The organism is Polynucleobacter sinensis (assembly GCF_001595985.1).
In the GTDB taxonomy this organism is placed as follows: domain Bacteria; phylum Pseudomonadota; class Gammaproteobacteria; order Burkholderiales; family Burkholderiaceae; genus Polynucleobacter; species Polynucleobacter sinensis.
Genome location: NZ_LOJJ01000009.1, coordinates 106,198 through 131,300, shown reverse-complemented (window position 1 = coordinate 131,300; position 25,103 = coordinate 106,198). Strand labels below are relative to the sequence as shown.

Sequence of the window (25,103 nt, the reverse complement as noted above, 5' to 3'; positions counted from 1 at the left end):
GAAAGTTCAATCCAATCACAATGAGAGCACTAGAAGCGCTATTTCCAAACGACTGGACAAAGTTTAAAAAGCAGCAGGATCTTCTCAAACTGGCGAAGAGTATCTTGCTTGAGCCAACAGGTCTTTCTGAGCAAGATCTACACCGCACCTTTGGCAATATGTTTACCCATCAGTTAGATGACGCAGATTTGTACTTTCAGCATACTCGCAGTGAAAGCTGGAGCCTTGAAGAAGGGATTGTGAAATCTGGAAGCTTCAATATCGATCAAGGTGTTGGGGTGCGTGCAATTTATGGCGACAAAACTGCCTTTGCCTATTCTGATGAAATTAATCTCGAGGCTCTTAATAAAGCTGCTCAGTCCACTCGCGTTATTGGCCCCAAAGGTGGCACACAAGCAATTGCTAGCAGTAACTTTCACCCAGCATCAAATCAACTCTATTCCGACTTAAACCCATTGAACTCTTTAGCACCACAAGAAAAAATTGCATTGCTTGAAGGAATTGAACGTCGCGCAAAGGCGCGCGACCCTCGAGTTATTCAAGTCATGGCAAGCCTAGCAGGAGAGTTTGATGTTGTATTGGTGGTGCGAGCTGATGGCTTACTGGCCGCAGATATACGCCCATTGGTGCGCGTATCTGTCCATGTCATTGCGGAGCAAAATGGTCGTCGTGAATCCGGCTCTTCTGGTGGTGGCGCACGCCATGACTATCACTACTTCAGCACTGAACTCATTAATCAATATGTTGATGAAGCGGTCGATGGAGCGCTCGTGAACCTAGACTCACGCCCAGCACCCGCTGGACCAATGACTGTAGTCATGGGTCCAGGATGGCCGGGAGTTCTACTACATGAAGCAGTTGGCCATGGTCTTGAGGGCGACTTTAATCGCAAAGGCTCATCTGCATTTGCGGGTCGGATTGGTCAGCGCGTAGCTGCTAAAGGGGTGACGGTTGTCGACGATGGCACATTATCTGGGCGCCGCGGTTCACTCAATATCGATGATGAAGGCACGCCAACTCAGTGCACCACCCTCATCGAGGACGGTATTTTGAAGGGCTATATTCAGGACAGTCTAAATGCCCGACTCATGAATATGCCGCTTACCGGCAATGGGCGTCGCGAAAGTTTTGCCTCCCTACCAATGCCCCGCATGACCAATACCTACATGTTGGCCGGAAAGGATGATCCCCAAGAAATCATCTCTAGCATCAAGCGTGGTCTCTATGCGGTCAACTTTGGTGGGGGCCAAGTTGATATTACTAGCGGAAAATTCGTATTTTCAGCTTCGGAAGCGTACTGGGTAGAAAACGGCAAAATTCAATATCCGGTCAAGGGTGCCACCATTATTGGTAGCGGCCCAGAATCCCTAAAACAGGTCTCCATGATCGGAAATGACTTGAAATTAGACGGGGGGGTTGGGGTTTGCGGCAAGGAAGGGCAAAGTGTTCCTGTAGGGGTGGGACAGCCTACTTTACGGATTGACAGCCTCACTGTCGGAGGAACGGCTTAATACGGCTTAAAATAGCCGTATGAGCCAACAAAACACCAACCCCGCTAACTGGTATGCCGCTGTTGATAAAACATCGGATACCGATGATCAACGTATTCACAACATCACCGTTCTGCCACCGCCAGAACATTTGATTCGCTTTTTCCCAATTTCAGGGACCCCTACAGAAGCGTTAATTAGCAAAACCCGCAAAAAAATTCGCGACATTATTCACGGAAAAGATGATCGACTCTTAGTAATTATTGGGCCATGCTCGATTCATGATCCTCGTGCTGCAGTGGAATACTGCCAACGCTTGCTTGCCGAACGCAATCGCTTTGCTGGTGAATTGGAAATTGTGATGCGCGTGTACTTTGAAAAGCCACGCACTACTGTTGGCTGGAAAGGTCTCATCAACGACCCCTATCTTGATGAAAGCTATCGCATTGAGGAGGGTCTGCGTATTGCACGCCAAGTCCTCATGGAAATTAATCGCTTAGGTATGCCTGCTGGAAGCGAATTCCTGGATGTGATTTCTCCGCAATATATTGCCGACCTCATTTCTTGGGGTGCTATTGGTGCACGCACAACTGAAAGTCAGGTTCACCGAGAACTTGCTTCAGGTTTGTCAGCGCCGATTGGCTTTAAGAATGGTACCGACGGCAATATCAAAATTGCCACCGATGCTATTCAAGCAGCAGGAAGACCACACCACTTCTTATCAGTACATAAGAATGGTCAAGTCTCGATTGTTGAAACCAAAGGCAATAAAGACTGTCATGTAATTTTGCGTGGCGGTAAAGAGCCGAACTACGAAGCGCAATACGTGCAAGCCGCCTGCTCTGAGCTTGAGGCAGCAAAGCTTCCAGGCAGCTTGATGGTTGATCTATCACATGCTAACTCTAGTAAGAAGCACGAGCGTCAAATTGTTGTGGCAGAGAATATTGCGGAGCAGATTGAATCAGGCTCGCATCAAATCTTTGGAGTGATGGTTGAAAGCCACCTCAATGATGGCGCCCAAAAATTCTCACCCGGTAAAGATGATCCCAATAAATTGGAATACGGAAAAAGCATTACTGATGCTTGCATCAATTGGGAAGATTCAGTGAACGTACTGCAACGACTTGCATTGGCAGTGAAGAACCGCAGAAAAGTAAAAAAATAAACTGGCTTTGACTTAATTAAAAGAGACTAATTTATTTAGTCTCTTTTTTTTCATGCTTCCATAAAACATCATGGCCACCAGCTGCACGATTTAGCACTCGCGCCAATACAAATAAGAGGTCAGACAAGCGATTGACATACTGACGAGGGGCATCATACAAAGGCTCTTCCCAACCTAAGCGAACGATAGAGCGCTCGGCACGTCTACAAACTGTTCGGCATACATGTGCTTGCGCAGCTGCACGTGTGCCGCCCGGCAGAATAAATTCAGTCAATGGCGGCAAGGTAGCGTTGTATTTTTCAAGCCAAACATCCAGCTGGGCCACATGCTCCGGTTTCAGTAGCGTGTAATTTGGAATACAAAGCTCACCACCCAAATCGAATAAATCATGCTGCACTTGCAAAAATAAAGCCTTTAACTCATCCGCAATCGCCTCAGGGATGGTTTCTGTCATCAAAACCCCGATTTCAGAGTTCAACTCGTCAACGTCGCCCATGGCGCAGATGCGCAGATGATCCTTTTCGACTCGACTACCATCGCCGAGTCCCGTCATACCCGCATCGCCAGTTCTAGTGGCTATTTTTGAAAGTCGATTTCCCATACAACGAATTATAGGTAAATGGCTAAAATGATTCCTATGAATATGGTGAACCCACCCCCCGATATCGCGGCAATTGCCGCCCTTCAATCTAAACTGGTATCGGCTCTACGCCCCATCCTGCCAGAATATGCACTGCTTTGGGAGCCTGAAGACACGATTCCCTATGAATGTGATGGTCTTGCAGCCTATCGGCGCATGCCTTTGGCCGTTGCACTCCCAGAAACCGAGGGGCAGGTCGCTCAAATTCTAAAAATTTGCTTTGCTTTAGAAATCCCAGTTGTGCCTCGTGGATCTGGAACCGGCCTTTCTGGAGGTGCAATGCCGATTTCACAGGGATTGGTACTCTCATTAGCCAAACTCAAAAAGATCGTCAGCATCGACCCTTTTACTCGCACTGCAGTAGTTCAACCGGGCGTGCGCAATTTGGCGATTTCAGAGGCAGTTGCTCATCTAGGCTTGTATTACGCCCCAGACCCCTCTTCACAAATTGCTTGCTCAATTGGCGGCAATGTCAATGAGAACTCTGGTGGAGTGCACTGCCTCAAATATGGGCTGACATTACACAATGTTTTACGCGTCCGTGGCGTCCTCATGAATGGTGAGATTGTTGAGTTTGGCAGCCTGGCTCCAGACTCCCCAGGCTTAGATTTACTTGCGATTGTGATGGGCAGCGAAGGTATGCTCGCCGTGATTACTGAAGTAACCGTTAAATTAGTCGCCAAGCCTAAATTGGCTCGCGTGATCATGGCCAGCTTCGATGACATTGAGAAGGGGGCTGATGCCGTTGCTGCCATTATTGCTGCAGGCATCATTCCCGCGGGACTCGAGATGATGGACAAAGCTACCACTCGTGCCGTTGAAGAATTTGTGCATGCAGGCTACGACCTAGAAGCCGAAACTATTTTGCTTTGCGAATCTGATGGCACCCCAGAAGAAGTGGCCGAAGAAATTGAGCGTATGACCAAAGTACTAGAAAAGGCTGGCGCCAGCGGCATTCAAATCTCTCAGGATGAATCAGAGCGCCTCAAATTTTGGAGTGGCCGTAAAAATGCCTTTCCTGCGGCAGGTCGTTTAGCACCTGACTATTACTGCATGGATGGAACAATTCCTCGAAGAAATATTGGCACCCTATTGAAACGTATCCAGGGCATGGAAAAGAAATATGGTCTCGCCTGCTTGAATGTATTTCATGCGGGCGATGGGAATATGCATCCCTTGATTCTATTTAACGGAGCAGATCAAGAAGAATGGCACCGTGCTGAAGAATTTGGTACAGAAATTTTAGAAGCATGCGTTGAACTTGACGGCACCATTACCGGCGAACATGGTGTAGGCATAGAAAAAATTAATTCTATGTGCGTCCAGTTTGGTGAAGCCGAGCGGGAATCCTTCTGGGGAGTTAAAAGCGCTTTTGATCCAGAGAAATTATTAAACCCCGATAAAGCCATTCCCACTTTAAATCGCTGTGCAGAGTATGGCCGCATGCGCATTAGTGGTGGCAAGCTACCTCATCCAGAGTTGGAGCGCTTCTAATGCCTCACTCAGATACAAAAAATACTATGCAAATCCATTCATTTCGCGAACAAATTCTGGCTGCGGCGAAAAATAAAACGCCACTCTCCATTCAAGGCGGTGGCACCAAATCCTGGTACGGTAACGCCAATAGCTTTGCCAAGCTAGATACACGACCTTACTCTGGGATCTTGGAGTATCAACCTGAGGAACTAGTCATTACAGCTTGCGCTGGCACTCCTCTTGAGGAAATTGAAATAGCCCTCGCCGAAAAAAATCAAATGCTCGCTTTTGAGCCTCCCCATTTTGGCGAAGCGGCAACCTTTGGGGGAGTCATCGCGGCTGGCCTTGCGGGACCAGGACGAATCAGTGCTGGAAACCTCCGAGACTTTGTCTTAGGGGCTCGCATTATGGATGGCAAAGGACAAGATTTATCCTTTGGCGGAAAGGTGATGAAAAACGTTGCGGGCTATGACGTCTCACGCTTAATTCCAGGCTCGCTAGGGACTTTGTCGCTATTGCTCGAAGCTTCTGTGAAGGTCTTACCACGACCTGCGGCAACGACTACTCTGCGCTGCCAGATTTCACAAACGCGCGCTTTGCAACTGGTAAATCAATGGGCAGGGCAACCGCTACCCCTCTCTACGAGCTGCTGGATTGGTTCCGCTAAATCTGATCAGGATGGCGAGCTGACCATTCGCTTGGCAGGCGCGTCTGCTGCTGTAAAAGCAGCAATCCCATTGATGGGCGCGGCCGTCAATCTGACTGAACTCGATCCAGCCACAGCGCAAGCATTCTGGAGTAACTTGCGCGAGCAACAACTTCCCGTGTTCCTTAATCTCAAGAGTGATGACACTCTTTATCGATTGGCGCTACCCGCAATATGTGGCCCAATCGCCATCGCCAACATGAGCGACGATATTGTTTTGGAGTGGCATGGGCAACAACGCTGGTTCAAGGCGCCCGGAGATGATGCAACATTTGCCGCTATGAAAGCACTTGCGAATGCCAATGGCGGACATGCAACGCGTTTCAAACAAGGCGCTCATGTGGATCCAAGCAGTCAACGCTTCACCCTATTAAGCGAGCAAACACACTCAGTAGCACTACAAGCTGTGCAAGATCGCCTCAGAGCCTCCTTTGACCCCGCGGGCGTATTTGCCACACACCGCCTTCCTTAAGCCGTCATATGCAAACTCAACTCGCTCCGCAATTCGCCAATACTCCCGAAGGTATTGAAGCAGCCAAAATTCTTGGTAAATGTGTTCACTGTGGCTTCTGCACAGCCACCTGCCCTACCTATCAAATCCTTGGTGATGAACTAGATGGGCCACGTGGCCGCATCTACCTTATTAAACAAATTGCTGAGGGCCAGGCACCAACCGAGAAAACCCGACTTCATTTAGATCGCTGCCTCACTTGCCGCAATTGTGAAAGCACTTGTCCAAGTGGTGTGCAATACGGAAATCTCGTTGATATTGGTCGCAAATGGGCCGAAGAAAATACGCCAGAACGCCCACTTGCGCAGCGCCTTACTCGGTGGGCACTTAAAGAAGGCCTCACTAGTCCCAAGCTGTTTAATTCCGCAATGGCACTAGGGCGCCTTGTTCGCCCGCTAATGCCCAGCGGTATCAAGCGCAAGATTCCAGAAACAAAAAGTCGGGCTCTCGATAAGAGCATTGATCCCCATGCGCGCCCAAAAACAGCACGCTCACGCAAAATGCTACTACTTGAGGGATGCGTTCAACCTGGCATGCTCCCCAATATCAATTCCGCCACAGCGCGTGTTTTGGATGCTTTAAAGATTCAATTGATTAGCGCTTCCAACGCAACTTGTTGTGGCGCATTACGCTACCACCTCAATGATCAGGCAGGTGGTCTTCATAATGCCAAGCAAAACATAGATGCATGGTGGCCACTTGTCGAGCAAGGTGTAGAAGCGATTGTGATGACAGCTTCTGGTTGCGGCGTAATGGTTAAAGACTACGGCCATCTATTTATCAATGATCTGCAATACGCCGCTAAAGCAAAAAAGATTTCTGGGCTCACTAAAGACATCTCAGAAATCATGCCAGCCCTTCAAAATGAACTCATAGCGTTAGTCGGCTCAGATCCCAAACCGGGAGTTGTCTATCACCCACCCTGCACCTTGCAACATGGTCAGCAAATTCGAGGAAAAGTCGAAGGCTTTTTATCCAGCATTGGTATCGGGGTACGCTTATGCGCAGATAGCCACCTCTGCTGTGGCTCTGCCGGCACCTATTCCGTTACACAGCCAGAATTATCTGAGCAGTTAAGAAAAAACAAATTAGGTCACCTACAAACTGCTTGCGAAGAATCTGGCGCTCAAGTGATTGTCTCTGGAAATATTGGCTGCATCACCCACCTCCAGCAAGATGACACTCCAGTACTTCATTGGATTGAGCTAGTTGATCAACTCATTTCACAAGCACGTAGCACTCAATAATGAGTCAAATCATCACAAACCTGATGTTGGTTAGACAAAGACTTGAGCTGGCTGCCTTAGCGGCAAAGCGAGAGCCGGAAGACATCCAATTACTCGCAGTCAGCAAAACTTTTCCAGCAAGAGTCATTGAAGAGGCAATGCATGCTGGACAAACTGCCTTTGGTGAAAATTATGTTCAAGAGGGCGTTGAAAAAATTCAGCAACTAGTCAAGTTACGACCCTGGTTGGAGTGGCACTTCATAGGCCCACTCCAAAGCAACAAGACTAGAGACGTAGCCGAGCACTTCGATTGGGTTCACAGCGTTGATCGACTTAAAATTGCTGAACGACTGTCTACTCAACGCGCTGAGTTCCCAAATCTGAGTGAACTACAGGTTTGCGTTCAGATCAATGTCAGCGATGAGCACAGTAAAAGCGGTATCTCTCTGACAGAGGTGGAGACGCTATGTGATGCCGTGAGCAAACTACCCAATCTAGTGCTTAGGGGTTTAATGGCGATTCCTGCACCCACTACCAATGTTCATCAGCAACGACAAGCATTTGCAGCTGTTAGAGAATGCTTTACCAGCATTAAAGTGAAACATTCCAATGATGTGCGATTTGATTTTTTTGACACCCTCTCAATGGGTATGTCTGATGATATGGAAGCTGCAATTGCTGAAGGCAGCACAATGGTAAGAATAGGTAGCGCAATTTTTGGTAAGCGAGATAAGATAAACACATGAACTCTCAACAAATGAAACAAAATGCCCACATTACCTTTATTGGTGGCGGCAATATGGGGCGCGCGCTTATCAGCGGCTTATTGGCCAATGGGTTTGAGGCAAATCAACTCTCAGTAGTTGAGGCCAACGCCAGCACTGGCCTGCAATTACACCAAGATTTTGGCGTTCAAGTCATTGGCGCCTTAGATCAAATCGCTTTCGACTTCTCTAAAAACAATGTTGTTGTAATGGCGATCAAGCCACAAGACTTCAATGTGGTGGCAAAAACTTTAAGTACAAAACTTAAGCATGCGACTGCACCTGGCCCACTAATTCTCAGCATTGCTGCTGGTATACGCCTCAAAGATATGAGTCGTTGGCTCGATCATGCGCGCTGCGTTCGCGCAATGCCAAACACTCCTGCCTTAATTGGCAAAGGCATCACAGGCTTATTTGCGGATGCTCAAGTTAATGCATCTGACCGCGCCCTAGCTGAAACCATTTGCAATGCGGTAGGCCAAGCAGTTTGGGTAAACGAAGAAAAACTTATGGATGCCGTTACTGCTGTATCCGGAAGCGGCCCCGCTTATGTATTTGCCTTTTTAGAAGCAATGCAATCGAGCGGAGAAAAACTGGGTTTAGATTCAGTAACTGCCCGCAAACTCGCGTATGCCACTCTAGAGGGTGCCACTCAACTAGCCCACAATTCAGATGAACATGCAGGAGTATTGCGTGAAAGAGTCACTTCAAAGGGTGGCACTACAGCTGCTGCGCTCGATATACTCAAACAACTCGATTGGCATGGCGCCCTTGAAAAGGCAATTGATGCAGCTAGTCAGCGTGGCAAAGCAATGGGCGATGAGCTGGGCAAAAATTGACTCTGAATTAATGCGGAAGTAGCCCCAGCAGTATTCCGAGGAATAGAAAGCCACCTAACCAGTTGTTGTGACGGAATGCTTTAAAGCACTCCTCACGCTTGCGCGTGGAAACCAATTTCAAATGGTACAGGGCGCACAATAGCGCCAAAAACCAACCAAACCAAAAGTAGTCGCTGAGATTAGCAAGCTGCGCAACGATAATTTGACTGATGAATAAAATGCCATAACTGATAGCTATCGCTAACACATCAAATCGACCAAAAGTAATGGCCGAGGTACGCAAACCCAAGCGAAGATCATCGTCGCGATCAACCATAGCATAAGCCGTGTCATAGGCAATCGCCCAGAAGATATTGCCAATGAATAAAATCCAAGCCTCTATTGGAATAAAGTCCACAACTGCTGCATAGGCCATCGGAATACCAAAACCAAATGCCACCCCCAATACTGCTTGAGGAATAGCGAGGAAGCGCTTGGTAAAGGGATAAATAATAGCAACCGCCAAAGCAAATACAGAGAGTTCTTTAGTTAATGTATTTAAAGGCTGAATCAACAAAAAAGCTACCAATGCCAAACTCGCAGCAACGACTAAGGCTTCTTTTCCAGAAATCTGGCCACTGGTAATTGGACGATTCTTGGTCCGTAATACATGGCGGTCAAAGTCACGATCTGCATAGTCATTCATAGCGCAGCCTGCACTACGCATTAAAAATGTTCCGACAGAAAAAATCAGCAAAAGATGCCATCCTGGAAAGCCGCCACTGGCCAACCAAAGCGCCCATAGCGTTGGCCATAACAACAGCAAAGTCCCAATAGGCTTATCAAGCCGGATGAGATGGGCATAAGCAATAAAACGATCGCGCATTAATGAGATGAAGAATGAATAGTCATGGTGTGATTATCAAGCCTTTAGAAATTCAGTGCGAGAGCCTAGCCAGCGTTCTAAATGTCTCTCAACCAAATCTGCATGCTCAGCTAATAAACGCTCCGCCGCCACTTGGGCCAACTCAATGAGCCATGCATCTCTTTGGAGATCCACAAATCGCAACATCGCATCCCCAGATTGTTTTGCGCCCAGAAGTTCGCCAGGGCCACGAAGTGACAAATCTCGCTCAGCGATCACGAAACCGTCCGAGGTTTCTCGTAAGGTTTGCAAGCGCTCTTTTGCCGCCAGAGACAAGGGCTCTGCATACATCAAGATGCAGACTGAATCTGCTGAACCACGACCAACACGTCCACGTAATTGATGGATTTGAGCATAACCAAAACGCTCCGCATGCTCAATGACCATGAGCGCTGCATTGGGAACATCGACACCCACCTCGATCACTGTTGTTGCTACAAGCAACTGGATTTCATTCGCTTTGAATGCTGCCATCACGGCCGCTTTTTCATCGCTCTTTAGACGACCATGAACTAACCCTACCTTGAATTCTGGCAATGCTTGCGTGAGTTGCTCAAAACTTTCAACAGCGGTTTGCAGCTGTAGGGCCTCCGACTCTTCAATCAAAGGGCAAACCCAATAAGCCTGCAGGCCTTTAGCTAACCACGCTTGCAAACCAGCAATGACCTCATCTCTTCGAGTGGCTTTAACCACCTTAGTGGTAATTGGCTTTCGCCCTGGCGGTAGCTCGTCGATGACTGACACATCCAAGTCAGCATAGTAGGTCATTGCCAGCGTCCGAGGAATGGGAGTAGCAGACATCATTAACTGATGGCAATAAAATAATTCAGAGCCGACACGCTGTTGAATCTCTAAGCGCTGCCTCACACCAAAGCGATGCTGCTCATCAATCACTGCTAAGCCAAGTTTAGAAAAGCTGACCTTATCCTGAATCAGGGCATGTGTTCCTAGAATTAATTGGGCCTCACCACTCTCAATCATTTCTTGCGCAAGTCTTTTTTCTTTGGCTTTTAAGCTACCGGAGAGCCATGCAATCCTCACACCTAATGGCTCGAACCACTCCTGCATTTTGAGATAGTGTTGCTCTGCCAAAATTTCTGTAGGCGCCATGATGGCTGCCTGATAGCCATAATCCATGGCGCGTGCAGCCGCTAGCGCGGCAATCACCGTCTTTCCACTCCCCACATCGCCTTGCAGTAGGCGATTCATTGGAAAGGTGTTTTCCAAATCGCCACATATCTCTAGCCAAACGCGCGCTTGCGCACCAGTTAATTGAAATGGTAGGACGTTGAGTAAACCCTCTTCAATACTTGGTGATGATTTATTGGTGGATGAACTCTTTTTAAAACTGGGCGCACGTCTCTGCCTACGAATAGCATGTGCCCGCTTCAAAGAAATTTGCTGGGCCAATAATTCTTCAAACTGCACTCGACGCCAAGCGGGATGGGTGCGTTCTAAAAGTGACTGAGTATTGGCATCAGCAGGTGGCTGATGTAAATACGAGATAGCTTCTTGTAGGGGCGGCCAGTCATTGCTGGGCAAAATTTGATCCATCAGCTGAGTTGGCAAGAACTCGGCCAAACTCTCTTTAAGACTTGCATCTCGTAAAGCCTGAATGACCGCCTTACGAATAATGGCTTGTGAGATTCCAGCGCTAGCAGGATATACCGGAGTCAAACTTGCTGGTAATGGCGCATCTGGAGTAACAGCCCGCACTATGGGGTGCACCATCTCAGCCCCAAGATAGCCATCGCGCACCTCACCACGCACACGCACATGGTTACCAATGGCCATCTGCTTTTGCTGACTAGGGTAGAAATTAAGGAAGCGCAACTGTAACGTTGCGGTGTCATCTTCAATAGTGACTAGCAGCTGCCTTCTAGGCCGGAACATTACCTGATTTCGAATGACGACACCCTGCGTCTGGATTGATTGAAATCTACCAAGCCCTAAAGCCTCTTCTATAGTGAAAAGCTCCGTTTCATCCTCATAACGAGATGGCAGATGCAAAGCAAGTGCCATTGGGCTGTTTAAACCCATCTTTTCGAGTGCAGTTGGTGGTCGCTTGGTCATCATCGTTAAAATCCAATACCTGATGGTAATGCTATGCAACTCTCCGACTTCAATTACAACCTTCCTTCCCGCCTAATTGCCCAGCACCCCCTGGCAAATAGAGCCGATAGCCGCCTCCTAGAGGTCAAGGCTGATGGGGATAGTGACGCCCAATTCATAGATCGCCAGTTCCGAGACATTCTTAGCCTTATCAAACCAGGGGATTTACTGGTCTTTAATGACACAAAAGTAATCCCAGCGCGTCTTCACGGGAAAAAAGAGACTGGCGGCAATATTGAGATGCTCATCGAGCGCATAAGCGGCGATAAACAGGCATGGGTCCAAATTAGAGCCTCCAAGGTGCCCAAGACCGGAACCACCGTTCATATCCACAATAAAGCAGGCGAAACCTTCCCGGTTGAAATGATCGGCTACGACGGGAGATTCTATGAAGTGAGATTTCCCGAGAGCGTGTTTTCCCTGCTTGAGCGCTTTGGTGAACTCCCACTACCCCCTTATATTGAGCATCAACCAGATGCGCAAGATGCCAATCGCTATCAAACAGTGCTTGCTAAAAATCCTGGCGCTGTCGCTGCGCCTACAGCAGGCCTACACTTTGATGAGGCCATTCTCAATCAAATTCGCGAGCTTGGAGCCAAACAGACTAGCGTTACCCTTCACGTGGGCGCTGGGACCTTCACCCCAGTTCGTGAGGAAGACCTTAGTAAACATCAAATGCACTATGAATGGTTTTCTATTCCAGAGGAAACTCTAGAAGCCATTGAAGAGACCCATCGCAAAGGCGGTAGAGTCATTGCTGTAGGTACAACCAGTTTGCGGGCACTCGAGAGTTACGCGTCAACCCACCAGAAAAGCGGTGAAACCAATTTGTTTATTACCCCTGGCTATGTATTTAAAATAGTCGATTGCTTGCTCACCAATTTTCATCTACCCAAATCCACCCTACTCATGTTGGTCAGTGCGTTTGCTGGCGTTGGCAATATTCGCAACGCCTATCAACATGCCATTCAAAATGAATATCGTTTTTTCAGCTACGGCGATGCGATGTTCTTAAGTCGCCTTCACCATCCAAACTCATGACTAAACCCGTTCATTTCAATATCCTGGCTCGGGATTCCCAAACCCCTGCACGCCTTGGTCAACTTGACCTGCCGCATGGTAGCGTGCAAACCCCAATCTTCATGCCCGTCGGGACCTACGGCACAGTAAAAGCCATGACCCCACGAGATTTGAACGAGGCCAAAGCACAAATCATCCTGGGCAATACTTTTCACTTATGGCTCCGGCCAGGCTTAGATGTCATCAAAAAACATGGCGGCCTGCATCGCTTCATGGGCTGGAATAAGCCAATCTTGACTGACTCTGGGGGTTTTCAGGTATTTAGCCTAGGCGCCCTTCGAAAAATCTCCGAGGAAGGCGTAACCTTCGCCTCCCCTATTAATGGCGATAAGTTATTCATGTCGCCAGAAGTATCCATGGAAATTCAGGCGGTTCTCAATAGCGATATCGCTATGCAGTTTGATGAGTGCACTCCCTATGAAATCAAAGGGCAACCCACCACCGAAAAGACAGCGCGCGCTTCACTGGAAATGTCCTTGCGCTGGGGTGACCGCTCCTTAAAGCGCTTTCGAGAATTAGAGACTGGCAACGGCCTTTTTGGCATCGTCCAAGGTGGCATGTTTGAGAGCCTGCGTGAATTTTCACTGGACGCAGTCAGTCAACAAGGCTTTGATGGCATCGCCATCGGTGGCTTATCGGTTGGAGAACCCAAGCCAGAGTTTGAGCGCATCCTGAACTTTACTGCCCCCAAACTTCCTGAACATATGCCCCATTACTTAATGGGCGTTGGAACTCCGGAAGACCTCATGTTAGGTGTCAGCCTAGGCATTGATATGTTCGACTGCGTCATGCCAACTCGGAATGCACGGAATGGCTGGCTATTTACCCGCTTTGGTGACCTCAAATTACGCAATTCTGGCTACAAGGATGACGACCGCCCCCTTGACCCCACTTGCGCCTGCTACACCTGCCAAAACTTCACCAGATCCTATCTAAACCACCTTCAAAAGGCGAATGAGATTCTCGGATCGCAGCTCAATACCATCCATAACCTGTCCTATTACCTTCAACTCATGGAAGAAGTGCGAGAGGCCCTGTCAAAGGATCGTTTTAGCGCATATCGCGAGGAATTTCATCGGAATCGCCAACGCGGTGTAGAGCCTGGACAGGATTAATAGCCCTACAGCGGCAAATCAGCCCTCCAAGCCCCATACGGTTTAGAATTGCGGGTTTACGGCTTTACTTAAAAAGCCTAAAACTGAAGCAGTTTCCAATTGGTAATTAATGGAGGTTTTGTATGTGGATTAGTAACGCATTTGCCCAGGCTCCAGCCGCGGGTGCAGATTCTGGCGGCTTAATGAGCTTCCTTCCCCTGATTTTGATGTTTGCAGTGTTGTACTTCATCATGATTCGCCCACAAATGAAGCGTCAAAAAGAAACTAAAGCCATGCTTGAGGCTTTGGCAGTTGGTGATGAAGTGGTTACTGTTGGCGGCATCATTGGCAAAGTAACCGCACTCAAAGATCAAGTTGTTACTGTTGAAATTTCTGCTGGTACTGAAGTGCAAATGCAAAAAGGTGCCATCACAACAGTATTGCCAAAGGGCTCACTGAAGTCTGCTTAATACGCTTGTTTAAAAGTATCTCAATATGAATCGCTACCCTGCCTGGAAATACATAGTCATCCTGTTTGCTTTATTGATCGGGGGACTATATTCATTGCCCAATTTCTACGGAGAGGCCCCAGCGGTTCAAGTCTCGTCCGCCAAACCAACCATCAAGGTTGATTTGGCGACACAGTCTCGAGTCGAAAAGATTCTGGCTGATGAGAGTATCAGCAACACCGGCATCTTCTTTGAGTCTGCAGGTAATGTAGGTTCAATCAAAATTCGATTCAACAACACTGATATTCAATTGCGCGCGCGCGACCTATTGCAACAAAAATTGAATGCTGATCAAAATGATCCTAATTTCACCGTTGCACTTAACCTTCTTTCCAATACCCCTGGATGGCTCAATGCCATCAATGCCCTACCCATGCCACTTGGCCTTGACTTACGTGGCGGGGTCTACTTCCTATTGCAAGTAGATATGAAAGGTGCCGTACAAAAGAAAGTGACCTCGCTGGCAACTGACGTTCGTGTTCAGTTGCGTGATAAATCTATTCGTCACCAAGGGATTGAACGCGGACAAGATACTGTAACTATCAGCTTTGGTAGTACGGAAGAAGCAGAAAAGGCACGCTCAGTCTTGACGAGCAGTCAACCGGAGTTGACCTGGCAAATTAAACCAACCGGTCTTTCACCAAAACTGGTTGGGGAATTTAAACCTGTAGCCCTCAAAGAAATTCAGGATAACGCCGTCAAGCAAAACATCATCACTCTAAATAAGCGCGTGAATGAATTGGCAGTGAAAGAGCCTGTTATCCAACAACAAGGTGCAGAGCGTATCGTTGTTCAATTACCAGGCGTGCAAGATACTGCTCGCGCCAAGGACATCATTGGCCGCACCGCAACTCTCGAGTCAAGATTGGCTGACCCCATCGTTTCAACCATTGCGATTGGTGAAACACCGCCTCCCGGCATGGATGTTTTCCGCTTTGGAGAGACCCGCCAGGGCGTATTTAAAAAGTCTGTAATTTTCAGCGGCGATCGCATTACCGATGCAAGCGCTGGCTTTGATCAAAATCAACGCCCTGCCGTGAACATTTCATTAGATGCTGCGGGTGGTCGCGTAATGCAAGAAGTCACTCGTGAAAATATTGGCAAGCCAATGGGGATGATCTTGTTTGAAAAAGGCAAAGGTGAAGTCTTAACCATTGCCACCATTCAAAGTGAATTTGGCTCTAAGTTTCAAATCACTGGCCAACCTACTACTGAAAGCGCAAATGACTTAGCGCTCTTGTTGCGCGCAGGATCCCTAGCAGCACCAATGGAAATTATTGAGGAGCGCACTATTGGTCCTAGCCTGGGCGCCGAGAATATTGAAAAGGGTTTTAAATCCCTCATCATTGGTTTTGCAGCCATTGCGGTATTTATGATGGCCTACTACATGCTCTTTGGCACTTTCTCTGTAGTCGCTTTAGCAGTGAACTTATTGCTCTTGATTTCTGTTCTATCGATGCTACAAGCCACCCTCACCTTACCCGGCATCGCAGCGATGGCACTGGCACTTGGCATGGCGATTGACTCCAACGTCTTGATCAATGAGCGTATTCGTGAAGAATTACGCAATGGAGCATCCCCTCAAACCGCAATTGCAGTAGGTTTTGATAAGGCATGGGCAACCATTTTAGATTCGAACGTCACCACCTTGATTGCCGGTCTGGCATTACTTGCATTCGGTTCTGGCCCCATCAAAGGGTTTGCGGTAGTTCACTGTCTTGGCATTCTGACTTCGATGTTCTCAGCAGTCTTCTTCTCGCGCGGCCTAGTGAACCTCTGGTACGGCAGAGGTAAGAAAGTTCAAAAACTCGCTATTGGCCAAGTTTGGCGCCCACAGGAGAAATAAGCCATGGAATTTTTCCGAATCAAAAAAGACATTCCTTTCATGCGCCATGCTTTGGCGCTCAATGCAGTGTCTTTAATTACTTTCTTGGCCGCCGTTTTCTTCCTGTGGCATAACGGCCTTCATCTTTCTATTGAATTTACTGGTGGCACGGTGATGGAAGTCACCTATCCACAAACAGCACCGCTCGATTCGATTCGCGCCAACGTGGAAAAACTCGGATACTCCGACACACAAATTCAAAACTTTGGCAGTTCTCGCGACGTTATGATTCGCTTGCCACTGCAAAAAGATGCTGAAGGAAAGATGATTTCCTCTGCTGATCAAAGTGCAGCAGTGATGAAGGCTTTAGATCCTCAGACCTCAGGGGTCAAACTTCAGCGCGTTGAGTTTGTGGGCCCGCAGGTAGGTCAAGAATTGGCCCTGGATGGCTTAAAAGCGTTGATATTTGTGATTATCGGCATTGTGGTGTATCTCTCATTCCGCTTTGAGTGGAAATTTGCACTTGCCGGCATCATCGCGAACTTGCATGACATTGTCATCATCTTGGGCTTCTTTGCATTCTTCCAATGGGAGTTTTCACTCTCTGTATTGGCTGCAGTACTGGCTGTTCTGGGTTACTCGGTAAACGAGTCTGTGGTGATCTTTGACCGCATTCGCGAGAACTTCCGCAAATACCGCAAAATGAATACGCGTGAAATTATTGATAACGCGATTACTAGCACTATTAGCCGCACCGTCATTACTCACGGCAGCACCGAAATGATGGTCTTGGCTATGCTCATTTTTGGTGGGCCGACTCTGTTTTACTTCGCCCTAGCCTTAACCATCGGTATTTTGTTTGGTATCTACTCTTCCGTATTCGTAGCGGCAGCCCTAGCCATGTGGCTTGGTGTCACACGTGAAGACTTAGTGAAGGGTGAGCGCAAACCAGATGATCAGGCGCGCAATGATGACCCCAACTTTGGGGCGCAAGTCTAAGTTTTCACTTAGCAGTTAATTTAACGTGAAATTCTGATGCTCAAGGGCGGCCAATATTTTTTTGGTCGCACCTTGATGAGTAGTAGCGTAAATTTTTGCAGCATCCGCCATCTTTGCCAGCTCGGTAGGGTTGGACAAAATTAGTTTTAAGGATTCCATCAAAGCAATTGGCTCGCTGAGCAACAGCTCACCTTGAATACGCTTAGCCGCACCCATTGCAATAGCATCAAGAGCGGCCTGCTGAAAGTTATAGGTGTGTTCGCCCAACAACACCGGACAGCCAGCAGCGCACGCCTCAATCAAATTCTGACCACCAAATGGTAAAAGGCTACCTCCCATAATTACTAAATCGGCAGCGCTGTAATACATGGCCATCTCACCCATAGAATCGCCGAGAATGACCTCAAGATCCATATCTACCTTGGGGACTTTATTCCACTCAGAACGGCGCCTAAACTTTAAACCCGAACTGAGAATATGGCTCGCCACCTCAGAGAAGCGCTCTGGATGACGCGGCACCATACAAAGCAATGGCGCGCTTGCAAAAGCATTACTCCGCAATAAGTCTTTCCAGGCACTCAAAATTAATTCTTCTTCACCATCACGCGTGCTTGCAGCGCAAACCATAAAGCGCCCAGTTGCATGGAGCTCTTGCCTCCACAATTTCCCGTCTTGAACTAAAGTCGCATTCAAGGGAACATCAAACTTCAGATTACCAACAACCTCAACTTGCTTCACACCTAAGCTACGATAACGCTGCGCATCAAGTTCAGTTTGCGCCAAAATGCCAGCAAAAGCCTGAAATAGGGATCGTCCTGCACTCCCAAATAGATTGACCCGACGAGCACTTCGCTCAGATAAGCGAGCATTTACCAAAAACAATGGCAAACCAATTTCCGCACAATAAAACACTACGGTAGGCCATGCCTCGGTTTCCATAAATAAGCCTAACTTAGGCTTGAAAGTACGCATGAAATTGGCAACAGACCAGCACAGGTCGTAGGGTAAATAAGCTTGGCGCAATTGGCCTGAAGCGATTCCTTCGGCAAATAGGGTGGCGCCAGTCAAGCGACCATTCAGAGTCATATGCGTGAGTAATACTTTCTCGCCACGCTCCAAATAAGCCTCGATGAGGGGCTGAGCAGCCCTTGTCTCGCCTACGGATACAGCATGAACCCAAATGGCATTCTGCTGTACAGAACTTCCATAGGAAAAACCAAGGCGTTCAGAAAAATGGTGGAGGTATTGGCTAGAGTGGCGAGTACGCCAAGCAAGACGAATAAATGCAAAAGGCAAAAGGAAATGCCAAAGCAGTTGATATATAGCAAACCAGAACTTGGGGCGAACACCATATTGAGAATCTTGCGGTGCGCGCCCGAGGTTTGGAATCAAACTCACTTTTTGAGACGTTCGGTCAATTCGACCGCCTTACCTAAATACGAAGAAGGAGTCATCTCGAGCAATAATGTTTTTGCATCATCTGGAATTTTTAATCCTCGAATAAAAACTTGAAGATCTTCTTTATTGATACCCTTGCCACGAGTCAACTCTTTAAGTTGCTCATAGGGATTCTCAATGCCATAGCGACGCATAACGGTTTGCACTGGTTCAGCCAGCACTTCCCAACATTCATCCAAATCAGCAGCAATCGCGGCATGATTCACCTCTAGCTTACCTAGCCCACGCAAGGCACTGTCATACGCCAATACGCTATGTCCAAAAGCTGGGCCTAGATTGCGCAGTACCGTGGAATCAGTGAGATCGCGTTGCCAACGAGAGATTGGCAATTTTTCAGCTAAATGGCGCAACAAAGCATTCGCCACACCCAGATTACCTTCCGAGTTTTCAAAATCGATTGGATTCACCTTATGTGGCATGGTCGAGGAGCCGATTTCACCAGCCTTCGTGCGTTGCTTAAAGTAACCAATCGAAATGTAAGCCCAGAAGTCACGATCCATATCTAAGAGAATCGTATTGGCGCGGGCAATGGCATCAAACAACTCCGCCATCCCATCATGCGGCTCAATTTGAATAGTGTAGGGATTAAAAGTCAGACCCAAACGCTTCTCCACTACATTTTTGGAAAAATTTTCCCAATCAAAATGAGGGTAGGCAGAGAGGTGGGCGTTGTAATTACCAACCGCACCGTTCATCTTGCCCAACAAAGGAACAGCTGCGATCGCTGCGATCGCACGCTCCAAGCGTTTAGCGATATTAGCTAACTCCTTACCTAAAGTACTAGGTGAGGCCGGCTGCCCATGAGTGCGCGATAGCAAAGGCACCTTGGCATTGTCAATTGCCATCTGCGTTAATACAGAAAGTACTTTTCTGAGCTGCGGCAAGAGCACTTCATCGCGCGCACCACGCAACATCAAGCCATGGGAGGTATTGTTGATATCTTCTGAGGTACAGGCGAAGTGAATAAACTCACTGGCTTTTAATAAATCAGGGCGACCAGATACTTTCTCCTTTAGGAAGTATTCAACCGCCTTGACGTCATGATTGGTTACTGCTTCGATGTCTTTAATGCGTTGCGCATCAGCATCGGAAAAGTTTTCTGGCAACGCTAGTAAAAATGCTTCATCCGCTGGGCTAATTTTTGGTACATCAGGCAAACCTGCGGCAGCTAAAGCTAAAAGCCAATGAATTTCCACAAATACCCGCTGACGCATAAATGCAGCTTCTGAAAGCCAAGGTCTAAGAGCATCTAATTTTCCGGCGTAACGGCCGTCTAAGGGGGAAAGTGCGTTAAGAGTGGAAAGCGGCTGACTCACGAGTATTGCCTTTATATGGAATATGTCAATAAAGACTGATTTTAATCGTTCTTCAGTGTCAAGCCTTTTTAGGCAGGCATGGCTATACTTAACTCCATGAAACTCATCGGATCCCTCACTAGCCCATATGTACGCAAGGTACGCATCGTTTTCCTGGAGAAAAAGGTAGATGTTGACCTAGAACTCGAAAATGTCTGGGCTGCAGACACAAAAATCGCTCTTAACAACCCATTAGGCAAGGTTCCCTGCCTGCTTTTAGAGGATGGTGAGGCAATCTATGACTCTCGCGTGATTGCCGAGTATGTGGATACGCTGAGCCCCTTAGGCAAGCTCATTCCAACCAACAGTCGCGAACGGGCTTCGGTAAAAACCTGGGAAACGCTGGCAGACGGGATTTTGGATGCTGGAATTTTGGCGCGCCTTGAGGCCACCCTAAGACCCACTGAGCAACAAAGTCCAATGTGGGTTGATCGTCAAATGGGAAAGATCGACGCTGCCCTCGCTCAAATGGCATCTCAATTGGGGCAAAACGCTTGGTGTCACGGCAATCAAATGACTTTGGCTGATATCGCTGTGGGTTGCGCGCTCGGATATCTCCTATTTCGTTTTCCAAGCATTCAGTGGCAGACTAAGTACTCTAACTTAGATACCCTGTATCAAAAATTAATGCAAAGGACTTCATTCATTGAGACCGCGCCACCAGTAGCGTAAACAAGCAACTAGATAATGAAATCTTAGGCGGAAATAATCCCACCGCCTAAGCAAATATCACCATCATATAAAACGGCAGATTGGCCTGGGGTCACTGCCCACTGAGCCTCTGGAAAGGTTAATTCAAAACTGACAATTCCCTGGGTTCCGGCGCTAAACGTGCATGGCGCATCCGTTTGTCGATAGCGCGTTTTTGCAGAGTACTGACCTGGCTTAGGCGCCGCACCATCAATCCAACTAGCATCAATTGCGGACAGTTGATTAGCCAACAGCCATGGGTGCTCATGGCCTTGCGCAACATATAAAGTGTTATTGGCAACATCTTTGCGAGCCACATACCAAGCATCACCATTACCGTCTTGGCTACCACCCAATCCAATCCCCTTGCGCTGACCCAGTGTAAAGAACGCAAGCCCCATATGCTCCCCAACGGTTTTACCTTCCGGAGTTTTGATGGGCCCTGGAGTACGGGGCAAGTAGCGATTTAAGAATTCACGGAAGGGGCGCTCGCCAATAAAACAAATCCCGGTAGAGTCTTTTTTGCGGGCATTATGCAGACCAATTTGCTCGGCAATCTTGCGAACTTCCGTTTTAGGAATTTCCCCCAAAGGAAAGAGAACGTTCGCTAACTGACTCTGAGTAAGGCGATGCAAGAAGTAGCTTTGGTCTTTGCTGGCGTCGAGGGCTTTTAACAGCTGCACCCTACTGCCCCCATGACGAACCCGAGCATAGTGGCCGGTTGCGATCGCATCGGCACCCAAACTCATGGCGTGATCCAAAAAGGCCTTGAACTTAATTTCCGCATTGCACAATACATCAGGGTTTGGCGTTCTACCAGCAGCATACTCACGTAGAAATTCAGCAAAAACACGCTCCCAGTACTCGGCGGCAAAGTTAACCGCCTCTACATCAATACCAATTAAATCCGCGACTGAAACCACATCAAGCCAGTCTTGACGTGCGGAGCAATACTCGTCGTTATCGTCATCCTCCCAATTTTTCATAAAAAGGCCAATAACCTCATAACCTTGCTGCTTGAGCATCCAAGCAGCCACGGATGAATCCACCCCTCCAGACATCCCAATGACGACTTTAGATGGCTTTGAGGCAGGTATTGCTGAAGAATTGAGCGGGATCATCAAAAAATGCGAGAATTCAATATAAGCTGAAAACCCCATTGTAGAAGTCTTGCTCCAAATTTACGAGATTTAGAGCAAAACCTAATAAATGGCGTTAATGGTAAATAGATAGGCAGTTTTTTACCTATCTCACTAAAATAGATTTTTCGAAAAATTTGCATTTGGAGACATGCCATGCGCATAGGAGTACCGCTGGAAATCAGGCCTGGGGAAACCCGCGTTGCCGCCACCCCAGAAACCGTCAAGAAACTGATTGGCCAAGGTCACACAGTCGTTATTCAAAAGGATGCTGGCGTACGCGCTAGCCAACCCGATTCAGCCTATGAAGCGGTTGGCGCAACCATTGGTAGCCCAGCTGATGCTTTTGGCGCAGAGATCATTCTCACAGTACGTGCACCAGAACCAGCGCAGCTTAAGCAAATTAAATCTGGCAGCGTACTCATTGGCATGCTCGATCCATTTGATAGTGACAATATTGCTGCCATGGCTAGTCAAGGTGTGACCGCATTCTCTCTAGAAGCAGCGCCACGCACTACACGTGCGCAAAGTATGGACGTCTTGTCATCACAAGCAAATATCGCAGGCTACAAAGCAGTGATGGTTGCAGCCAACGAATATCAACGTTTCATGCCAATGCTGATGACTGCTGCGGGAACGGTTAAAGCGGCTCGCGTATTAATTTTGGGTGCGGGTGTTGCAGGCTTACAAGCCATCGCAACTGCCAAGCGTTTGGGCGCTGTGATTGAGGCCTCTGATGTACGCCCTGCCGCCAAAGAGCAAATTGAATCCCTTGGCGCTAAGTTTGTTGATGTCCCTTATGAAACTGATGAAGAGCGTGAAATCGCTCAAGGCGTAGGTGGATATGCCCGTCCAATGCCTGAAGCATGGATGAAGCGTCAAGCCGCACTCGTTGCAGAACGCGCTCAGCAAGCAGACATCGTGATTACCACCGCCCTCATCCCTGGACGCAAACCGCCAGTCTTGTTGCACAGCGATACTGTAGCCAATATGAAGCCCGGCTCAATCGTGATCGACTTGGCAGCAGGTCGAGGAGATAACGGCTCAGGTAACTGCCCCCTGACTCAAGCGGACAAAATCGTTGAGGTAAATGGTGTGAAGATTATTGGCTACACCAACTTGGCGAGCATGGTTGCTGCAGATGCCTCCGCTTTATATGCGCGCAACTTACTCGACTTCATGAAGCTCATCGTAGATAAAGAAGCGAAATTAGTGATCCCTAGTGATGACGATATCGTTACCGCCTGTTTAATGTGTCGCGATGGCCAAGCCGTCCGTAAAAACTAATAGAAATCTTTTCGAAGGAAACATCATGGATCTCGCTGCTTTTCAAAGCATCCTTACAGTCCAAAACATCACCGTGTTTGTTCTGGCTATTTTTGTCGGTTACCACGTGGTTTGGAATGTCACCCCCGCTCTTCATACCCCGCTGATGGCCGTTACCAACGCCATCTCCGGAATTATTATTGTGGGTGCCCTCTTGCAAACTGAAGTTATTGGCGGCGATGAAATCACCCTCACCAGCATCATTGGTGCAGTTGCGGTCTTCTTAGCCTCAATCAATATTTTTGGTGGCTTTATGGTTACTCGCCGTATGCTTGAAATGTTCAAGAAAAAAGCCCCCAAGGCTGATGCGGCTGGGACTAAATAAAAACTAGAACAAGATCTATATAGAGACCACAATAATGTCAAACATCACAGCAATTTCTTATCTCATTTCATCGGTATTGTTCATCCTCGCTCTGCGCGGACTGTCGTCACCAACCACATCCCGCCAAGGCAATACCTTTGGCATGATCGGCATGTTGCTGGCTGTCATTACTACTTTCATGATTCCCGACTTTAAGCCAGCATTCTCATTGATTATTGGCGCTATCGTTGGTGGCGCGATCATTGGAACACTGGCAGCTAAGCGCGTTCAGATGACCAAGATGCCAGAGCTTGTAGCACTGATGCACTCCTTTGTTGGTTTGTCAGCAGTGTTGATCGCCATTGCAGCGGTATACAACCCAGCTCATGACCATACAGGCGCACAAAAGATTGAACTCTTTATTGGCGCGTTTATTGGTGCAATTACTTTTACCGCCTCCGTCATTGCTTTTGGAAAATTATCAGGCAAGGTTAGCGGTAAGCCAGTGACGTTTGCTGGTCAGCATTTACTCAACCTTATTCTTGCTATTGGCATGGTTTCTGGTGGTGTCATTTACTTCATGACAGGCAGTCATGAAGCATTCCTCGTCATGTGTGCGATTGCTTTGGTGTTAGGCGTAACCTTGATCATCCCAATCGGTGGTGCAGATATGCCAGTAGTGGTATCCATGCTGAACAGTTATTCTGGTTGGGCTGCTGCTGGTATTGGCTTCACACTTAACAATCCCGTATTGATTATTGCTGGCGCTTGCGTAGGCTCATCTGGTGCGATCCTGTCTTACATTATGTGTAAGGCAATGAACCGCTCCATCCTTGCGGTGCTTCTTGGTGGTTTTGGTGCCGAAGCTGCTGCAGGCGGTGGTGATGATGGCGGTCCAAAGAATTACAAAACTGGCTCCCCAGAAGATGCAGCTTTCCTCATGGAAAATGCAGATACTGTTGTGATCGTTCCTGGCTACGGCTTAGCAGTAGCGCGCGCTCAACACGCTCTAAAAGAGTTAACCGAAAAACTAACTCATCATGGCGTGACTGTGAAGTATGCGATTCACCCAGTTGCAGGTCGTATGCCTGGCCACATGAACGTGCTTTTAGCTGAAGCTGAAGTGCCATATGATCAAGTGTTTGAGATGGAAGACATCAATAGCGACTTTGGTCAAGCTGACGTTGTTCTTGTACTTGGTGCCAACGACGTAGTTAATCCTGCAGCCCGCACACCAGGTAGCCCAATTTTTGGAATGCCAATTTTGGAAGCGTTTAAGGCTAAAACCATTATTGTGAACAAGCGTTCCATGGCTGCAGGCTATGCCGGCCTTGATAACGAACTGTTCTACATGGATAAAACGATGATGGTCTTCGGTGATGCGAAGAAGGTTGTTGAGGATATGGTCAAAGCTGTTTCTTAAACTCTATGTGACTCAGATTAATCAACCGCCTTCGGGCGGTTTTTTATTGGGTTGGCTACAGAAACAAG

Annotated in this window: 22 protein-coding genes; 16 read left to right on the top strand and 6 right to left on the bottom strand. The window is 47.9% G+C overall.

What is annotated here, in order from left to right:
- The first annotated feature begins 20 nt into the window (after positions 1–20).
- Together tldD and AOB49_RS09400 are read left to right on the top strand one after the other, a co-directional pair.
- Positions 21–1,511 (top strand): metalloprotease TldD, encoded by a 1,491-nt coding sequence (gene tldD / locus AOB49_RS09405; protein ID WP_082784135.1) that lies wholly within the window; start codon positions 21–23, stop codon positions 1,509–1,511.
- A gap of 19 nt (positions 1,512–1,530) precedes the next feature.
- Positions 1,531–2,655, top strand: a complete 1,125-nt coding sequence (locus AOB49_RS09400) for a 3-deoxy-7-phosphoheptulonate synthase (RefSeq protein WP_062310352.1) — start codon at positions 1,531–1,533, stop codon at positions 2,653–2,655.
- 31 nt (positions 2,656–2,686) lie between these two features.
- Here the strand turns inward: AOB49_RS09400 and AOB49_RS09395 are convergent, their stop codons facing one another.
- The gene (locus tag AOB49_RS09395) at positions 2,687–3,256 is read right to left on the bottom strand and encodes a cob(I)yrinic acid a,c-diamide adenosyltransferase (protein ID WP_062310349.1); all 570 of its coding nucleotides are present in this window, start codon (positions 3,254–3,256) and stop codon (positions 2,687–2,689) included.
- A gap of 27 nt (positions 3,257–3,283) precedes the next feature.
- On the opposite strand from AOB49_RS09395, the gene AOB49_RS09390 reads away from it, so the two are divergent.
- Genes AOB49_RS09390 through proC form a run of 5 tightly spaced genes read left to right on the top strand, consistent with a single transcriptional unit; the run spans position 3,284 to position 8,817 of the window.
- Positions 3,284–4,789, top strand: a complete 1,506-nt coding sequence (locus AOB49_RS09390) for an FAD-linked oxidase C-terminal domain-containing protein (protein ID WP_172793426.1) — start codon at positions 3,284–3,286, stop codon at positions 4,787–4,789.
- 26 nt (positions 4,790–4,815) lie between these two features.
- Positions 4,816–5,949, top strand: coding sequence for a glycolate oxidase subunit GlcE (gene glcE, locus AOB49_RS09385; protein WP_156471401.1), 1,134 nt, complete (start codon positions 4,816–4,818; stop codon positions 5,947–5,949).
- An 8-nt stretch (positions 5,950–5,957) separates the two neighbouring features.
- Positions 5,958–7,235, top strand: coding sequence for a glycolate oxidase subunit GlcF (glcF, locus tag AOB49_RS09380; RefSeq protein WP_062310343.1), 1,278 nt, complete (start codon positions 5,958–5,960; stop codon positions 7,233–7,235).
- The gene (locus tag AOB49_RS09375) at positions 7,235–7,960 is read left to right on the top strand and encodes a YggS family pyridoxal phosphate-dependent enzyme (RefSeq protein WP_062310340.1); all 726 of its coding nucleotides are present in this window, start codon (positions 7,235–7,237) and stop codon (positions 7,958–7,960) included. The genes glcF and AOB49_RS09375 overlap by 1 nt, the downstream gene beginning before the upstream one ends.
- On the top strand, positions 7,957–8,817 hold the full coding sequence (gene proC / locus AOB49_RS09370) for a pyrroline-5-carboxylate reductase (RefSeq protein ID WP_062310337.1): 861 nt from the start codon (positions 7,957–7,959) through the stop codon (positions 8,815–8,817). The genes AOB49_RS09375 and proC overlap by 4 nt, the downstream gene beginning before the upstream one ends.
- Positions 8,818–8,824: 7 nt before the next feature.
- On the opposite strand, the gene ubiA is transcribed toward proC, so the two are convergent.
- The gene (gene ubiA, locus AOB49_RS09365) at positions 8,825–9,682 is read right to left on the bottom strand and encodes a 4-hydroxybenzoate octaprenyltransferase (protein WP_062310325.1); all 858 of its coding nucleotides are present in this window, start codon (positions 9,680–9,682) and stop codon (positions 8,825–8,827) included.
- Positions 9,683–9,718: 36 nt separating this feature from the next.
- A complete protein-coding gene (gene recG / locus AOB49_RS09360; RefSeq protein WP_062310322.1) occupies positions 9,719–11,797 on the bottom strand; it encodes an ATP-dependent DNA helicase RecG in 2,079 nt (692 codons plus the stop codon).
- A gap of 30 nt (positions 11,798–11,827) precedes the next feature.
- Between recG and queA the strand changes: the two genes are divergently transcribed.
- The 5 genes from queA (at position 11,828) to secF (ending at position 17,340) form a co-directional block, all read left to right on the top strand.
- Positions 11,828–12,874: a tRNA preQ1(34) S-adenosylmethionine ribosyltransferase-isomerase QueA gene (gene queA / locus AOB49_RS09355; protein ID WP_062310320.1), complete on the top strand. Its 1,047-nt coding sequence runs from the start codon at positions 11,828–11,830 to the stop codon at positions 12,872–12,874.
- Positions 12,871–14,028 carry a tRNA guanosine(34) transglycosylase Tgt gene (gene tgt, locus AOB49_RS09350; RefSeq protein ID WP_062310318.1) on the top strand — a complete coding sequence of 386 codons (1,158 nt, stop codon included), beginning with the start codon at positions 12,871–12,873 and terminating at the stop codon, positions 14,026–14,028. The genes queA and tgt overlap by 4 nt, the downstream gene beginning before the upstream one ends.
- 122 nt (positions 14,029–14,150) lie before the next feature.
- Positions 14,151–14,477, top strand: a complete 327-nt coding sequence (yajC, locus tag AOB49_RS09345) for a preprotein translocase subunit YajC (RefSeq protein WP_062310316.1) — start codon at positions 14,151–14,153, stop codon at positions 14,475–14,477.
- A gap of 25 nt (positions 14,478–14,502) precedes the next feature.
- The gene (secD, locus tag AOB49_RS09340) at positions 14,503–16,362 is read left to right on the top strand and encodes a protein translocase subunit SecD (protein ID WP_062310313.1); all 1,860 of its coding nucleotides are present in this window, start codon (positions 14,503–14,505) and stop codon (positions 16,360–16,362) included.
- 3 nt (positions 16,363–16,365) lie between these two features.
- Positions 16,366–17,340, top strand: a complete 975-nt coding sequence (gene secF, locus AOB49_RS09335) for a protein translocase subunit SecF (RefSeq protein WP_062310310.1) — start codon at positions 16,366–16,368, stop codon at positions 17,338–17,340.
- 15 nt (positions 17,341–17,355) lie between these two features.
- On the opposite strand, the gene AOB49_RS09330 is transcribed toward secF, so the two are convergent.
- Positions 17,356–18,663: a 3-deoxy-D-manno-octulosonic acid transferase gene (locus AOB49_RS09330; protein WP_245640665.1), complete on the bottom strand. Its 1,308-nt coding sequence runs from the start codon at positions 18,661–18,663 to the stop codon at positions 17,356–17,358.
- 71 nt (positions 18,664–18,734) lie between these two features.
- Positions 18,735–20,114, bottom strand: a complete 1,380-nt coding sequence (purB, locus tag AOB49_RS09325) for an adenylosuccinate lyase (protein WP_062310304.1) — start codon at positions 20,112–20,114, stop codon at positions 18,735–18,737.
- Positions 20,115–20,210: 96 nt separating this feature from the next.
- Between purB and AOB49_RS09320 the strand changes: the two genes are divergently transcribed.
- The gene (locus AOB49_RS09320; protein WP_062310302.1) at positions 20,211–20,825 is read left to right on the top strand and encodes a glutathione S-transferase N-terminal domain-containing protein; all 615 of its coding nucleotides are present in this window, start codon (positions 20,211–20,213) and stop codon (positions 20,823–20,825) included.
- 23 nt (positions 20,826–20,848) lie between these two features.
- Here AOB49_RS09320 and mnmA read toward each other — a convergent pair whose 3' ends face one another.
- Entirely contained in the window at positions 20,849–21,964 is a 1,116-nt protein-coding gene (mnmA, locus tag AOB49_RS09315; RefSeq protein WP_062310581.1) for a tRNA 2-thiouridine(34) synthase MnmA, read from the bottom strand.
- 174 nt (positions 21,965–22,138) lie between these two features.
- Between mnmA and AOB49_RS09310 the strand changes: the two genes are divergently transcribed.
- The 3 genes from AOB49_RS09310 to AOB49_RS09300 are packed head-to-tail and all read left to right on the top strand — an operon-like array spanning position 22,139 to position 25,035.
- Positions 22,139–23,269, top strand: coding sequence for a Re/Si-specific NAD(P)(+) transhydrogenase subunit alpha (locus AOB49_RS09310; protein ID WP_062310300.1), 1,131 nt, complete (start codon positions 22,139–22,141; stop codon positions 23,267–23,269).
- Between the two features lie 25 nt (positions 23,270–23,294).
- A complete protein-coding gene (locus AOB49_RS09305) occupies positions 23,295–23,633 on the top strand; it encodes a proton-translocating transhydrogenase family protein (protein ID WP_011903634.1) in 339 nt (112 codons plus the stop codon).
- Between the two features lie 34 nt (positions 23,634–23,667).
- Positions 23,668–25,035, top strand: coding sequence for an NAD(P)(+) transhydrogenase (Re/Si-specific) subunit beta (locus tag AOB49_RS09300; protein WP_062310298.1), 1,368 nt, complete (start codon positions 23,668–23,670; stop codon positions 25,033–25,035).
- Positions 25,036–25,103 lie beyond the last annotated feature (68 nt).

Bases quoted from the DNA above. Each gene is read 5' to 3' on its own strand.
- tldD (WP_082784135.1), top strand. From the start codon at position 21: ATGAGAGCACTAGAAGCGCTATTTCCAAACGACTGGACAAAGTTTAAA.
- AOB49_RS09400 (WP_062310352.1), top strand. From the start codon at position 1,531: ATGAGCCAACAAAACACCAACCCCGCTAACTGGTATGCCGCTGTTGAT.
- AOB49_RS09395 (WP_062310349.1), bottom strand. From the start codon at position 3,256: ATGGGAAATCGACTTTCAAAAATAGCCACTAGAACTGGCGATGCGGGT.
- AOB49_RS09390 (WP_172793426.1), top strand. From the start codon at position 3,284: ATGATTCCTATGAATATGGTGAACCCACCCCCCGATATCGCGGCAATT.
- glcE (WP_156471401.1), top strand. From the start codon at position 4,816: ATGCAAATCCATTCATTTCGCGAACAAATTCTGGCTGCGGCGAAAAAT.
- glcF (WP_062310343.1), top strand. From the start codon at position 5,958: ATGCAAACTCAACTCGCTCCGCAATTCGCCAATACTCCCGAAGGTATT.
- AOB49_RS09375 (WP_062310340.1), top strand. From the start codon at position 7,235: ATGAGTCAAATCATCACAAACCTGATGTTGGTTAGACAAAGACTTGAG.
- proC (WP_062310337.1), top strand. From the start codon at position 7,957: ATGAACTCTCAACAAATGAAACAAAATGCCCACATTACCTTTATTGGT.
- ubiA (WP_062310325.1), bottom strand. From the start codon at position 9,682: ATGCGCGATCGTTTTATTGCTTATGCCCATCTCATCCGGCTTGATAAG.
- recG (WP_062310322.1), bottom strand. From the start codon at position 11,797: ATGATGACCAAGCGACCACCAACTGCACTCGAAAAGATGGGTTTAAAC.
- queA (WP_062310320.1), top strand. From the start codon at position 11,828: ATGCAACTCTCCGACTTCAATTACAACCTTCCTTCCCGCCTAATTGCC.
- tgt (WP_062310318.1), top strand. From the start codon at position 12,871: ATGACTAAACCCGTTCATTTCAATATCCTGGCTCGGGATTCCCAAACC.
- yajC (WP_062310316.1), top strand. From the start codon at position 14,151: ATGTGGATTAGTAACGCATTTGCCCAGGCTCCAGCCGCGGGTGCAGAT.
- secD (WP_062310313.1), top strand. From the start codon at position 14,503: ATGAATCGCTACCCTGCCTGGAAATACATAGTCATCCTGTTTGCTTTA.
- secF (WP_062310310.1), top strand. From the start codon at position 16,366: ATGGAATTTTTCCGAATCAAAAAAGACATTCCTTTCATGCGCCATGCT.
- AOB49_RS09320 (WP_062310302.1), top strand. From the start codon at position 20,211: ATGAAACTCATCGGATCCCTCACTAGCCCATATGTACGCAAGGTACGC.
- mnmA (WP_062310581.1), bottom strand. From the start codon at position 21,964: ATGATCCCGCTCAATTCTTCAGCAATACCTGCCTCAAAGCCATCTAAA.
- AOB49_RS09310 (WP_062310300.1), top strand. From the start codon at position 22,139: ATGCGCATAGGAGTACCGCTGGAAATCAGGCCTGGGGAAACCCGCGTT.
- AOB49_RS09305 (WP_011903634.1), top strand. From the start codon at position 23,295: ATGGATCTCGCTGCTTTTCAAAGCATCCTTACAGTCCAAAACATCACC.
- AOB49_RS09300 (WP_062310298.1), top strand. From the start codon at position 23,668: ATGTCAAACATCACAGCAATTTCTTATCTCATTTCATCGGTATTGTTC.